We start from the raw sequence: 13,317 nt of genomic DNA, 5'->3' as shown, positions 1-13,317 counted from the left end.
CTACTTCGCGTCGGAGTCGCCGTCGGACTTCTTCGGCTGTGCGTCCGCCTTCGCCCCGTCGGCGGTGTCGGCGTCGGCCGCGTCCTTCTTGCCGAGGTCGACAGGCGTGTCGTCGGAGGCGGCGGCAGCGTCGGAGGAGTCGTCGGTCTCGGTGAGGGAGGAGGCGTCGTCGGGCACGACGTCGGCGTCGGCCTTCAGGTCGTGCTCGATGCCGTGGACGATGCGGTTGTACTCGTCGTCGGTCAGGACGGCACCGATCGAGTTCTTGGCGAACAGCAGTTCCACACCCGGGCCGGCGTCGAGGAGGACGGTGTCCTCGTTGACCTCCTTGACCGTGGCGTACATGCCCCCGATGGTGCGGACGCCGGAACCGGGCTGCATCTGGTTCCGCATCTCGATGGCCTGCTGCTGCTTCTTCTTGGCCGACCGGGTCATCAGGAACATGGCCCCGATGAGCACAATGAACGGGAGGAGGGTCAGGAGACTCACGGGTCGGAACTTCCTTCACACGACCGCGATGGTGAACGGCCTGATGGTTGGGGGTATGTGATGCCGCCGGCAAGGGCGGCATCGGCGGAGTCTAAGCGAGTCCGCACCAAGGGAACAACGCTCAGCATGGCACCCGGGTTCCTGCCCGGGCCAGCACGCTCGCCGTCACGCCCCGAACAGGTCCCCTTGTCCGTTTCCAGCGGTCCGGGAGCGTGGCGGTACGAGGCCGAGATGCGCCCATGCCGCAGGGGTGGCGACCCGACCGCGCGGGGTGCGGGCGAGCAGTCCCTCCCGTACCAGGAAGGGTTCCGCCACCTCTTCCACGGTCTCACGCTCCTCCCCCACCGCGACAGCGAGCGTGGACAGGCCCACCGGTCCGCCCCCGAACAGCTTCAGCAGGGCCTCGAGCACCCCCCGGTCCAGCCGGTCCAGGCCGCGGGCGTCGACCTCGTAGACGGCGAGGGCCGCCGCGGCGATGTCCCTGGTGATCAGGCCGTCGGCCTTGACCTGCGCGTAGTCCCGGACGCGGCGCAGGAGGCGGTTGGCGATGCGGGGCGTGCCGCGGGAGCGGCCGGCGATCTCCGCGGCCCCGTCCGGTTCGATCTCCACGTCGAGCAGGCTCGCCGAGCGGTGCACGACCCGTTCCAGCTCGGCCGGCTCGTAGAACTCCATGTGCGCGGTGAAGCCGAAGCGGTCGCGCAGCGGGGGCGGCAGCAGGCCGGCCCGGGTGGTGGCGCCGACGAGGGTGAAGGGGGGCAGTTCGAGGGGGATGGCGGTGGCGCCCGGGCCCTTGCCGACGATGACGTCGACGCGGAAGTCCTCCATCGCCATGTAGAGCATCTCCTCGGCGGGCCGGGACATGCGGTGGATCTCGTCGAGGAAGAGGACCTCTCCCTCCTGAAGGGAGGAGAGGATCGCCGCGAGGTCACCCGCATGCTGGATGGCGGGGCCCGAGGTGATGCGGATGGGGGCTTCCATCTCGGCCGCGATGATCATCGACAGGGTGGTCTTGCCGAGGCCGGGGGCGCCGGAGAGCAGCACGTGGTCGGCGGTGGCACCGCGTGCGCGTGCCGCGCGCAGGACGAGGTCGAGCTGTTCGCGGACCTTCTCCTGACCGATGAACTCGCCCAGGTCCTTGGGGCGCAGGGCCGCTTCGACGGCCTGGTCCTCACGGTCGGCGGACGCACCGACGAGCCGCTCCTCGGCGGGTGTGTCGGTGGTGTCGTCCCAGTTCATTGCGTATGCCTCAGCTCTTCGTACGGGCCAGGGGGCGCGGGCTATCGGGCGCGGTTCAGCGTCTGCAGGGCGGCCTTCAGCAGCTGCCCCACCTGCGGGGTGCCACCGGCGGCCTCCGCCTGGGGCGCCACGGCGGACACGGCCTCGTCGGCCTCGCGGGTCGCGTAGCCGAGGCCGATCAGGGCCGCGTGCAGCTGGTCCCGCCAGCCGGAAGTGACCGGTGTGCCGACGGCGGGCGCGCCGACCGGTTCGCCGAGGCGGTCCTTCAGCTCCAGGAGCAGCTTCTGGGCGCCCTTCCTGCCGATGCCGGGGACGGCGGTCAGCGCCTTCTCGTCCCCGGTGGAGACGGCTCTGCGCAGGGCGTCGGGGGCGTGCACGGCGAGCATCGCCTGGGCCAGCCGGGGGCCGACGCCGCTGGCGGTCTGGAGCAGCTCGAAGACCTGACGCTCGTCGTCGTCGGCGAAGCCGTACAGGGTCAGGGAGTCCTCGCGGACGACGAGCGAGGTGGCGAGTTTCGCGGGCTTGCCTACGCGGAGCGTGGACAGCGTGTTCGGCGTGCACTGGACGGCCATGCCGACCCCGCCGACCTCGACCACCGCGGTGTCGGGGGCGAGGGCGGCGACCGTGCCGCTGACGAAGGCGATCATGCCGTACGGCCTTTCGATGCGTGCGGGGCGCGGGGCGCGCGGGAGGCTTGGGAGGCGTGCAGGGCGGCGGCCTGCTGGAGCCGGTTCTGCGCCGGGGCCCGCCAGATGTGGCAGATGGCGAGCGCGAGGGCGTCGGCCGCGTCGGCGGGCTTCGGCGGCGCGTCGAGCCGCAGCAGCCGGGTGACCATGGCGCCGACCTGTGCCTTGTCCGCGCGGCCGGAGCCGGTGACGGCGGCCTTGACCTCGCTGGGCGTGTGCAGGGCGACGGGGATGCCGCGGCGGGAGGCGCACAGGATCGCCACCGCGCTGGCCTGGGCGGTGCCCATCACCGTCCGCACGTTGTGCTGGCTGAAGACGCGCTCCACGGCGACGAACTCGGGCCGGTGCTCGTCCAGCCACCGTTCGAGGCCCTGCTCGACGGCGACGAGGCGGTGGCCGAGGTCGGCATCCGCCGGTGTGCGGACGACTCCCACGCCGCGCAGGGTGAGTGGCCGCCCGGCAACGCCCTCCACGACACCGACACCGCACCGGGTCAGCCCCGGGTCCACCCCCAGTACGCGCACGCGCCGCACCCTCTTTCCTCGATCACCTGTCCGTGCAGGCTAGCGGGTGCCACTGACAAGGCGACGGGCCGGCGGAGTGTGTCCCGCCGGCCCGCCGATCAGTGGACGCGTCACGCGTCGACCTTCTCCATGATCTCGTCGCTCACGTCGAAGTTGGCGAAGACGTTCTGCACGTCGTCGCTGTCCTCCAGGGCGTCGATGAGCTTGAAGATCTTCTTGGCGCCCTCCTCGTCCAGCTCGACCTGCATGGTCGGGACGAAGTTGGCCTCGGCGGAGTCGTAGTCGATCCCGGCGTCCTGCAGCGCGGTGCGGACGGCGACCAGGTCGGTGGCCTCGCTGAGCACCTCGAAGGACTCACCGAGGTCGTTGACCTCCTCGGCACCCGCGTCCAGGACGGCGGCGAGGACGTCGTCCTCGGCCAGCTCGCCCTTGGGGACGATCACGACGCCCTTGCGGTGGAACAGGTACGACACCGAGCCGGGGTCCGCCATGGAACCGCCGTTGCGGGTCATCGCGACGCGCACGTCCGAGGCCGCGCGGTTGCGGTTGTCGGTGAGGCACTCGATGAGCACCGCGACACCGTTCGGGCCGTAGCCCTCGTACATGATCGTCTCGTATTCGGCGCCCCCGGCCTCGAGTCCGCCGCCACGCTTGATGGCGGAGTCGATGTTCTTGTTCGGCACCGACTGCTTCTTGGCCTTCTGGACGGCGTCGTAGAGCGTGGGGTTGCCGTCCAGGTCGACGCCGCCCATGCGCGCGGCGACTTCGATGTTCTTGATCAGCTTCGCGAAGAGCTTGCCGCGTTTGGCGTCGATCACGGCCTTCTTGTGCTTCGTCGTGGCCCATTTAGAGTGGCCGGACATCTGCCTGTCTCCTTCGCGTAACCCATCTCTGCAACGAACGCAGGAATCCTACAAGGACTCGGCTGTCCGCCTCGCCCGTACCAGGTCGGCGAAGAGCGCGTGGACGCGGTGGTCGCCGGTCAGTTCCGGGTGGAACGAGGTGGCGAGGACGTTGCCCTGGCGCACCGCGACGATGTGACCGCCGTGCTCGGCCAGCACCTCGGCCCCGGCTCCGACGGACTCCACCCAGGGCGCGCGGATGAAGACGCCCTCCACCGGGTCGCCGGCGACGCCCTTGACGTCGACCGCGGCCTCGAAGGACTCGTTCTGCCGTCCGAAGGCGTTGCGGCGCACGATCATGTCGATGCCGCCGACGGTCTCCTGGCCCGAGCGGGGGTCGAGGATCTTGTCGGCCAGCATGATCATGCCGGCGCAGGTGCCGTAGACGGGCATGCCGTCGCGCACCCGCGCGCGCAGGGGCTCCATCAGGCCGAAGAGGACGGCCAGCTTGGAGATCGTGGTGGACTCGCCGCCGGGGATGACGAGGCCGTCGACCTCGGCGAGTTCCTCGGGCCGCCTGACCGGCCTGGCCACGGCGCCGGCCGCGGCCAGGGCGACGAGGTGCTCCCGCACGTCGCCCTGGAGGGCCAGGACGCCGATGACAAGTGCGTCGCTCATCGGCGGACTACCAGCCGCGGTTGGCGTAGCGCTCGGCCTCGGGCAGGGTGTCGCAGTTGATGCCGACCATGGCCTCGCCGAGGTTGCGTGACGCGTCCGCGACGATCTTCGGGTCGTCGTAGAAGGTGGTCGCCTTGACGATGGCGGCGGCGCGCTTGGCCGGGTCGCCGGACTTGAAGATGCCGGAGCCGACGAAGACGCCCTCGGCACCGAGCTGACGCATCAGCGCGGCGTCGGCCGGGGTGGCCACGCCACCGGCGGAGAACAGCACGACGGGCAGCTTGCCCAGCCCGGCGACCTCCTTGACCAGCTCGTACGGGGCGCGCAGCTCCTTGGCGGCGGCGTACAGCTCGTTGTTGTCGTAACCGCGCAGGCGGGCGATCTCGTTCTTGATCTGGCGCAGGTGGCGCACGGCCTCGACGACGTTGCCGGTGCCGGCCTCGCCCTTGGAGCGGATCATGGCGGCACCCTCGGCGATGCGGCGCAGTGCCTCGCCCAGGTTGGTGGCACCGCAGACGAAGGGGGTGGTGAACGCCCACTTGTCGGAGTGGTTGACCTCGTCGGCCGGGGTGAGGACCTCGGACTCGTCGATGTAGTCGACGCCGAGCGACTGCAGCACCTGGGCCTCGACGAAGTGGCCGATGCGGGACTTGGCCATCACGGGGATGGAGACCGCGTCGATGATGCCCTCGATCATGTCCGGGTCGGACATGCGGGCCACGCCGCCGTCCTTGCGGATGTCGGCGGGGACCCGCTCCAGGGCCATGACGGCGACGGCGCCCGCGTCCTCGGCGATCTTGGCCTGCTCCGGTGTGACGACGTCCATGATCACGCCGCCCTTGAGCTGCTCGGCCATGCCGCGCTTCACGCGGGCGGTGCCGGTCTCGGGACCCTGGTTTTCGGAGAGCGTGCTGGACACGTGTGACCTCGCTGAAGGAAAGAGGGGTTTCTGCAGCACCGAGGAAACGTGAGGGGACCAGGCCACAGCAAGGGCCAATGCGCACCCGGTGGATCCTTTTCGGTCGGTGGCGCTCCGCCGTGCGGCCGGATCCCGCCGTTACCCCGCCCGCTCGATCAGGGCGGCCGGCGGCTCGTCGTCCATCTCGAAGGCCATCGGGAAGGGCGCGTGCCCGGCCAGCCGGAACCAGCGCACCTTGCGGTGCCGCCGCAGGGCACGCGCGGCCCGTACGGCGTCGTTGTGGAAGCGGCGGGCCATCGGCACCCTGCGGACCGCCTCGGCGAGCTCCAGGGTCGCTTCCTCTCCCCCGGGCGCCTCCCTGACCGCGTCCACCTGGTGCGCGTCGGCGAAGACCGCGCGCAGCGCCTGGCTCAGCTCGCTCTCGGCGACCTCGCGCTGTTCCTCCTCCGCCTGCCGCGCGGCGTGCGCGGCCTCGTAGAGCACGATCGAGGCGGCGGGATCGAGCACGCCCGAGGTGGCCAGTTCCTGTGCCACGGAGGCGCGGCGCAGGAGTTGCGCGTCGAGCGCGGCGCGGGCGGCGTCGATGCGGGCGTGCAGCCGGTCCAGCCGCCCCGCCGTCCAGCTCAGATAGAGGCCGACGGCGACAAGGGCGACGAGGATCCAGATGAGGGTTGCGGTCACGGGCGGCAAGGCTACCGGTGACGCCCGCACGGGGTCCCCGGGTGTCCGGCGCTGCCGCCCCCGGACCCCCGGGCCCCGGCGACCGCCGGACGGGAGCTAGTCCCGTGCGAGGCCCAGACGCGCTCGCAGGCCCGTCGCCCGGTCGTCCGCCGCCACCGCCGCCGCGCCCGCCGTCACCGTCTCGTACACCGAGAGGATGTCCGCGCCGACCGTCGACCAGTCGAAGCGGCGGACGTGGGCGCTGCCCCGCTCCCGCAGTTCCGCGCGGCGCTCCGGGTCGGCCAGGAGCCGTACCGCGGCCTCGGCGAGCGCGTCCGCGTCCTCGTTGGCGAACAGCTCACCGGCCGCGCCCCCGTCGAGGACCTGCGCGAACGCGTCCAGGTCGGAGGCGAGCACGGGTGCCCCCGCCGACATCGCCTCGACCAGGATGATCCCGAAGCTCTCGCCGCCGGTGTTGGGCGCCACGTACAGGTCGACGCTGCGCAGGAAGCGGGCCTTGTCCTCGTCGCTGACCATGCCGAGGAACTCCACGCGCGGGCGCAGCTCCCGCGGCAGTGACGCGACCGCCTCCTCCTCGTCGCCCCGGCCGGCGACCAGCAGCCGCGTCTGCGGACGGGCGGCGAGGATCTTCGGCAGCGCCTTCATCAGCACCGGCAGACCCTTGCGGGGTTCGTCGATCCGGCCGACGAAGCCGATCGTGTCCCCCTGCCACTCCGGCCGTGGCTCGGCCCCGGCGAAGAAGTCGACGTCGACGCCGTTCGGAATGACCACCGCGTCGCCGCCCAGGTGTTCGACGAGGGTGCGGCGGGCGTACTCGCTCACCGCGATCCGCGCGCTGATCTTCTCCAGGGCGGCCTGGAGGATCGCGTACGCGGCGATCATCGCGCGGGAGCGCGGGTTGGAGGTGTGGAACGTGGCGACGATCGGTCCCTCGGCCGCCCAGCAGGTCAGCAGGCCGAGCGAGGGCGACGTCGGCTCGTGGATGTGGACGACGTCGAAGGAGCCCTCGTGCAGCCAGCGCCGCACCCGCGCGGCGGAGAGGAAGCCGAAGTTGAGCCGGGCCACCGAGCCGTTGTACGGCACCGGCACCGCGCGGCCGGCCGAGACGACGTACGGCGGCAGCGGTGTGTCGTCGTCGGCCGGGGCGAGGACGGACACGTCGTGCCCGAGGCGGATGAAGTACTCGGCCAGGTCGCGGATGTGGAACTGGACACCACCCGGTACGTCCCAGGAGTACGGACAGACGATGCCGATCCTCACGAGGTCCCCTTCTGGTCCTTCTCGGGGGCTGCCGCGGGATCGAGGTCCCTGACCCACAAGCGCTGCAGCATGTGCCAGTCCTCCGGATGGTCGGCGATCCCCGAGGCGAAGGCGTCGGCCAGCGCCTGTGTCATGACGGACGTCTTCTCGGGGCGCGTACCCGACCCGGGCACCTCGACCGGCGGATGGACTTTGCCCCGCATCACCGGGCCGTCGTACCACAGGGTCACCGGCAGCAGCCGCGCCCCGGTCTGCTGGGCCAGCAGGGCGGGACCGGCCGGCATCCGGGCGGTCTCGCCGAAGAAGCCGACCTCGACCCCGGAAGAGGACAGATCACGGTCGGCCACCAGGCAGACCAGTCCGCCGTCGCGCAGCCGCCGGGCCAGCGTGCCGAAGGCGGAGCCGCCGCTGTGCGGGAGCACCTCCATGCCGAGGCCCTCCCGGTAGGCGACGAACCGGTCGTACAGCGTCTCCGGCTTCAGTCGCTCGGCGACGGTGGTGAACGGTATGCCCAGCCTGGTGGTGACCCAGGCGCCGGCGAGGTCCCAGTTGGCGAGGTGCGGCAGCGCCAGGACGACGCCCTTGCCGGCCGCCATGCCGTCGGTCAGGTGGTGGAGGTCCTTGACGTCGAGGCCGTCGGCGATGCGCTCGGCGCTCCAGGCGGGCAGCCGGAAGGACTCCATCCAGTAGCGCAGGTACGACCGCATGCCCGCGCGGGAGAGTTCGGCCAGCCGGTCCGGCCCCGCGTCCGGCACCACGCGCGCGTAGTTGTTCTCCAGCCGGAGCACGCCCTTGCCGCGCTGCTTCCACGCGAGGTCGGCGACGGTCCTCCCGAGGCGGGCCGCGACGGGCTCGGGGAGTTTCCTGACGGTGCCCCAGCCGGCGCCGTACAGGGCGTCGGCGAGCCGCTCCTGGGCGCTCACGTCGCGGCCTCGCTCCCCCGGGTCTCCTGCCGCTCCGCGGCTTCCGCCTCGGCGGACTCCCGGCGCACGGTGACGACCCGCTGGATCAGCGTGACGAGGCTGCCGACGGCGACGACCCACAGCGCGACCGGCAGCAGGTACTGGATGCCCGGCACACCGAAGGCGTGCAGGCCCGCGAGACCGGCCGAGACCAGCGAGATCACCAGCCGCTCGGCCCGCTCGACCAGACCGTTGACGGCGACCGGCAGGCCGATCGACTCGCCGCGCGCCTTGGTGTACGACACCACCTGGCCGCTGGCCAGGCAGAAGATCGACACCGCGCACAGCACGTTGTCGTCGCCGCCGCCCGCGTACCACAGGGCGAAGCCGCCGAAGACGGCCCCGTCGGCGACCCGGTCCAGGGTCGAGTCCAGGAAGGCGCCCCACCGGCTGGACCGCCCGAGCTGGCGGGCCATGTTCCCGTCGACCAGGTCGGAGAACACGAACAGCGTGATCACGACCGTGCCCCAGAAGAACTCGCCCATGGGGTAGAAGACCAGCGCGCCCGCGACCACACCCGCGGTGCCGATGAGCGTGACCGTGTCCGGGCTGACCCCCCGCCGGATGAGAAACGCGGCGAACGGTGTGAGGACACGCGTGAAGAATGCACGCGCGTACTTGTTCAGCATGGCCTTCCCGACGGTCGGTGTGGCCGCATGGCCCCTGCTGGCCACCGGCGGGCCCAATCGTAGCCACGCGAGCGTGCGGGCGGGGGCCGGGCACCCGGGCACCCGCGTGGGGCCGGGCGGGGGCCGCGGTCCGTAGGACCGTGCGCGGGGACCGGCGGGATCCCGTCCCTCGTATGGACGCGCCGTGACGGGAGTGCAAAGCTCGAATGACCGCGGGCGCCGCCGGAGCCGCACCGCACGCGGATTCCGCGGGTCCGCGCCCACAGCGACCTCACCGTGCACGGGAGGCAGGATCATGGGCGACAAGGCGCACACACACCCCGGGGCCGCCGGCAGGGCACAGGCGGCCGACCGTCCCACGTCCGTACGGAATGTGGTGCTGGTCGGCCACTCCGGATCGGGCAAGACGACACTGGTGGAGGCCCTCGCGCTGACCGCGGGGGCGGTGAACCGGGCGGGCCGCGTGGAGGACGGCGGCACCGTCTCCGACTACGACGACATCGAGCACCGGCAGCAGCGCTCGGTACAGCTCTCCCTGGTGCCCCTCGAATGGGACGGCATCAAGGTCAACCTGCTGGACACCCCCGGATACGCCGACTTCGTCGGGGACCTCAGGGCCGGTCTGCGAGCGGCGGACGCGGCCCTCTTCGTCGTCTCGGCCTCGGACGGCGTGGACGGTTCGACCCGGATGGTGTGGGACGAGTGCGCGGCGGTCGGCATGCCTCGCGCCATCGTCGTCACGCACCTGGAGGCGGCCCGCGCGGACTTCGAGGAGATGACCCGGGTCTGCGCGGAGGCCTTCGGCGGGGAGGACCCCGACGCCGTGCTGCCGCTGTACCTGCCGCTGCGCGGCCCCGAGGGACCTGACGGGCACGCGCCCGTGCACGGCCTGATCGGGCTGCTGACGCAGAAGCTGTTCGACTACTCCGGCGGCGAGCGCAAGGAGTCCGAGCCCGGCGAGGAGCAGGTTCCCCTGATCGAGGAGGCCCGGGGCCGGCTGATCGAGGGGATCATCGCCGAGAGCGAGGACGAGACCCTCATGGACCGCTATCTCGGCGGGGAGCAGGTCGACGTCACGACACTGATCGAGGATCTGGAGCGGGCGGTGGCGCGCGGGGTGTTCTTCCCCGTCCTGGCCGCCGCCCCCGCCGCCGAGGGAGCCCGCCAGGGACTCGGCACGGTCGAGGTGCTGGAGTTGATCACCCGCGGCTTCCCGACCCCTCTGGAACACGGCACGCCGCGCGTGACCACGATCGACGGCAGGCCCCGGGAGCTCGAGCCGTGCGACCCGGACGCCCCGCTGGTCGCGGAGGTCGTGAAGACCTCCTCCGACCCGTACGTCGGGCGGATCTCGCTGGTGAGGGTCTTCTCCGGCACCCTGCGCGCCGATCAGACCGTGCACGTCTCCGGGCACGGGCTGGCCGACCGGGGCCACGAGGACCACGACGTCGACGAGCGGATCGGGGCCCTGTCCACACCGTTCGGCAAACAGCAGCGTCCGGTGTCGCACGTCATCGCGGGCGACCTCGCGTGTGTGGCGAAACTGAGCCGCGCGGAGACCGGGGACACCCTGTCCGCCAAGGACGACCCCCTGCTCATGGAGCCCTGGGAGATGCCCGATCCGCTGCTGCCGCTGGCCATCCAGGCGCACAGCAAGCCGGACGAGGACAAGCTCTCGCAGGGACTGGCCCGGCTGGTGGCCGAGGACCCGACGATGCGGCTGGAACAGAACCAGGACACCCACCAGGTGGTGCTGTGGTGCCTGGGCGAGGCGCACGCGGACGTGGCGCTGGAGCGGCTGCGCGGCCGGTACGGCGTTCAGGTGGACGTCGTACCGCACCGGGTGTCGCTCAGGGAGACGTTCGGCGGCAGGGCGGCAGGGCGCGGCCGGCACGTCAAACAGTCCGGCGGCCACGGGCAGTTCGCCATCTGCGAGATCGAGGTGGAGCCGCTGCCGAACGGCTCGGGCGTCGAGTTCGTGGACAAGGTGGTCGGCGGCGCGGTGCCGCGGCAGTTCATCCCCTCGGTGGAGAAGGGCGTCAAGGCGCAGGCCGCCAGGGGAGTCGCCGCGGGACATCCGCTCGTCGACGTGCGGGTGACCCTGCTGGACGGCAAGGCGCACTCGGTGGACTCCTCCGACGCCGCGTTCCAGACCGCGGGCGCGCTTGCCCTGCGGGAGGCCGCGTCGGACGCGAGGATCCATCTGCTGGAACCGGTGGCCGAGGTGAGCGTCCTGGTCGGCGACGACTACGTCGGCGCCGTGATGAGCGACCTGTCCGGCCGGCGCGGCCGGGTGCTCGGCACCGAGCAGTCGGCCGGCGGACGTACCGTCATCAAGGCCGAGGTCCCGGAGATCGAGATCGGCCGGTACGCCGTCGACCTGCGCTCCCTCTCGCACGGCACCGCGCGCTTCAGCCGTCGTTACGCGCGGCACGAGCCCATGCCGCCGCAGGTCGCGGAACGGGTCAAGGAGGAGGCACGCAAGGCCGCGTAGCCGCCGCGGGCGCCCGCCGGGAGACCCGGCGGGCGCCCGCGTACGCGTCTCGTGCCGGCGCGATCTGGAACGCTTCACTCCGTACCGGTGGGCCGCTTGGGAAGTACGCCGACGGACGGCACCGGCTGCGGATACGCTGAAGACCTGATCAACAGGTGTGCGCAGGACGGAAGTCGGGAAGGCCGCAAGACGACAGTCACGCGGCGATCGGGGGCGGGAATGACCGTTGAGAGCGGTTACGCGGATTTCTTCGGTCCGCAGGTGCCGCGCACGGGCGACGAGGGGCAGACGCCGACGTTCGCGCTGGCCTCGGCGGCGTACCGGGACAACGAGGCCGACGAGATACTCAAGGCCAACAGCGAGTGGCACAAGTCGGCCGTCAGCAAGCCGAGGATCAAGCTGTTCCGGCCGAATCTGGGCGAGGCGTTCTCCAGGGCCGTCATCGACCGGATGCTCGGTTCCGGCCGCGCGCCGCTCATCCAGTCCTTCGGCACCCAGCCGCAGGTCGTGGTGGAGCACGCGCTTGCGGCGCACCGCATCCGCCGCGAGCGGGACAACTGGCTGAGCGCCGTCATGGTCCTGTGCGGGCTGCTGTTCCTGCCCGGTCTGCTGGTGTGGCTGCTGGTCTTCCAGATCCGTACGACGATGAGCCGGCGCGAGGACAAGCGGGCCGGCGCGCTCGCCACCGTCCTGCTGGTCGCGGTGGGCGCCCTCGCCGTGCTGTTCCTGATCCGCATGCCGTTCGAGGGCTTCTGGGGCTGGTACGCGCGCGCCTCGGTGGTCGCCCCGGTGGTGGGCTGGTTCTGGGCCAAACGGATCTGCGAACGCACGGCGACGGATCTGCGCGACCGGTGGAGCAGCCTGCTCTCCGGGAGCAGCGTCGGCGCCAAGGTGCCCGAGGCGGTCCCCTCCAGCCCGGGTGAGACGGCGGCCGAGCAACTGCGGCAGTCCCTGGCCCGGCTCAGCGCCGAGCAGCAGTCCAACTCCGTGTTCTACGCCGGGCCCAAGGGCATACTCGGGATGGGCACGCGCTGGGGCAGCTGGCAGCTCGCCGAGGACCTGGTGCAGGCAGACCCGGACCGGGAGATCAACCCGTTCCGCAGCTGGGACGTCATCAAGGCCGTCTACGACCGGCTGCGGATGCTGGAGCGCGGACCCCTGCACACCGGTGGCTTCCCCAAGCCGTCCGTACGGCACTGGATCGTGACGCCCGTCGGCGAGAACGCCGACGCGGTGTCCCGGCCCGAGGGCACGGACGTCGAGGCGTACCAGGTCAAGTCCCACGCCATACAGGAGATCTGCAACAAGCAGCAGTTCGGCGCGGGCGACCGGCACTACCTTGGAGTGCAGTGGACGCTGTGGGACGGCCAGCTCGTGATCACCATGCTGATCACGGTGACCGTGCTGCACGAGACGCTGCGCATCGAGGTCACCGGGCACGCGCTGGGACCGGTGCACTCCCTGTTCACCACGAAGCCGGCGGCCAAGGAGAAGGAGGTCCAGAAGTCGATCAAGTTCTGGGAGACCCGGAAGGTGAAGCTCCCGCTGGTCGACTCGGACGAGGTGGTACGGCTGACCGCACGGGCACCGCTGACCTGGTATCCGCCGCTGCTGTACTGGCTCGGCGGCAAGCTGACCCTGCCGGAGCCGTTCGGTCTGCGTCACGCGTGGGCGGACAAGCCGTGGCGGCACCGGTTCATGGCGGACGACGCGTTGCGTGCGGCAGCACCGGTGCTGCGGGTGGTGCACTCGGCGGCGATCAAGGTGCTGGAGGAGAACGGGGTGGACACGGAGAAGTTCGGGTCCCGGTCGTCGTTCCTCAGTACGGCGGTGCAGGACGCTTCGCCGCGCAAGGCCGACGTGTACGACGCGTAGGCCTCCGGCGGTCGGGCGGCTGTGGGGACGGGGGTCCGGGGG

13 protein-coding genes are annotated in these 13,317 nt (G+C 71.6%); 2 read left to right on the top strand and 11 right to left on the bottom strand.

Annotated elements, in window-relative coordinates:
- The 11 genes from yajC to pgsA form a co-directional block, all read right to left on the bottom strand.
- Nucleotides 1-489 (bottom strand): preprotein translocase subunit YajC, encoded by a 489-nt coding sequence (yajC, locus tag BU52_RS20370; protein ID WP_037936409.1) that lies wholly within the window; start codon nucleotides 487-489, stop codon nucleotides 1-3.
- A gap of 165 nt (nucleotides 490-654) precedes the next feature.
- The gene (ruvB, locus tag BU52_RS20365; RefSeq protein WP_037936405.1) at nucleotides 655-1,725 is read right to left on the bottom strand and encodes a Holliday junction branch migration DNA helicase RuvB; all 1,071 of its coding nucleotides are present in this window, start codon (nucleotides 1,723-1,725) and stop codon (nucleotides 655-657) included.
- A gap of 41 nt (nucleotides 1,726-1,766) precedes the next feature.
- On the bottom strand, nucleotides 1,767-2,372 hold the full coding sequence (ruvA, locus tag BU52_RS20360; RefSeq protein WP_037936402.1) for a Holliday junction branch migration protein RuvA: 606 nt from the start codon (nucleotides 2,370-2,372) through the stop codon (nucleotides 1,767-1,769).
- Nucleotides 2,369-2,935, bottom strand: a complete 567-nt coding sequence (gene ruvC / locus BU52_RS20355; RefSeq protein ID WP_037936635.1) for a crossover junction endodeoxyribonuclease RuvC — start codon at nucleotides 2,933-2,935, stop codon at nucleotides 2,369-2,371. The genes ruvA and ruvC overlap by 4 nt, the downstream gene beginning before the upstream one ends.
- Nucleotides 2,936-3,045: 110 nt before the next feature.
- Nucleotides 3,046-3,798: a YebC/PmpR family DNA-binding transcriptional regulator gene (locus tag BU52_RS20350; protein WP_037936401.1), complete on the bottom strand. Its 753-nt coding sequence runs from the start codon at nucleotides 3,796-3,798 to the stop codon at nucleotides 3,046-3,048.
- A gap of 48 nt (nucleotides 3,799-3,846) precedes the next feature.
- Nucleotides 3,847-4,455: a pyridoxal 5'-phosphate synthase glutaminase subunit PdxT gene (pdxT, locus tag BU52_RS20345; RefSeq protein WP_037936400.1), complete on the bottom strand. Its 609-nt coding sequence runs from the start codon at nucleotides 4,453-4,455 to the stop codon at nucleotides 3,847-3,849.
- Between the two features lie 7 nt (nucleotides 4,456-4,462).
- The gene (gene pdxS / locus BU52_RS20340) at nucleotides 4,463-5,374 is read right to left on the bottom strand and encodes a pyridoxal 5'-phosphate synthase lyase subunit PdxS (protein ID WP_037936399.1); all 912 of its coding nucleotides are present in this window, start codon (nucleotides 5,372-5,374) and stop codon (nucleotides 4,463-4,465) included.
- Between the two features lie 138 nt (nucleotides 5,375-5,512).
- Nucleotides 5,513-6,055 carry a LemA family protein gene (locus BU52_RS20335; RefSeq protein ID WP_037936397.1) on the bottom strand — a complete coding sequence of 181 codons (543 nt, stop codon included), beginning with the start codon at nucleotides 6,053-6,055 and terminating at the stop codon, nucleotides 5,513-5,515.
- A 96-nt stretch (nucleotides 6,056-6,151) separates the two neighbouring features.
- Nucleotides 6,152-7,315 (bottom strand): glycosyltransferase family 4 protein, encoded by a 1,164-nt coding sequence (locus BU52_RS20330; RefSeq protein ID WP_037936396.1) that lies wholly within the window; start codon nucleotides 7,313-7,315, stop codon nucleotides 6,152-6,154.
- On the bottom strand, nucleotides 7,312-8,238 hold the full coding sequence (locus tag BU52_RS20325; protein WP_037936393.1) for a phosphatidylinositol mannoside acyltransferase: 927 nt from the start codon (nucleotides 8,236-8,238) through the stop codon (nucleotides 7,312-7,314). Before BU52_RS20325 ends, BU52_RS20330 begins: the two co-directional genes overlap by 4 nt.
- Complete coding sequence (gene pgsA, locus BU52_RS20320) at nucleotides 8,235-8,963, bottom strand: phosphatidylinositol phosphate synthase (protein ID WP_037936392.1); 729 nt, start codon at nucleotides 8,961-8,963, stop codon at nucleotides 8,235-8,237. The genes BU52_RS20325 and pgsA overlap by 4 nt, the downstream gene beginning before the upstream one ends.
- Nucleotides 8,964-9,201: 238 nt before the next feature.
- On the opposite strand from pgsA, the gene BU52_RS20315 reads away from it, so the two are divergent.
- Nucleotides 9,202-11,400: an elongation factor G-like protein EF-G2 gene (locus BU52_RS20315; protein WP_037936389.1), complete on the top strand. Its 2,199-nt coding sequence runs from the start codon at nucleotides 9,202-9,204 to the stop codon at nucleotides 11,398-11,400.
- Nucleotides 11,401-11,619: 219 nt separating this feature from the next.
- A complete protein-coding gene (locus BU52_RS20310) occupies nucleotides 11,620-13,275 on the top strand; it encodes a hypothetical protein (protein WP_037936388.1) in 1,656 nt (551 codons plus the stop codon).
- Nucleotides 13,276-13,317 lie beyond the last annotated feature (42 nt).

The organism is Streptomyces toyocaensis, assembly GCF_000725125.1.
Taxonomy (GTDB): domain Bacteria; phylum Actinomycetota; class Actinomycetes; order Streptomycetales; family Streptomycetaceae; genus Streptomyces; species Streptomyces toyocaensis.
The sequence above is the reverse complement of the archived record's forward strand: the minus strand, read 5'-3'. Positions and strand labels throughout refer to the sequence as shown.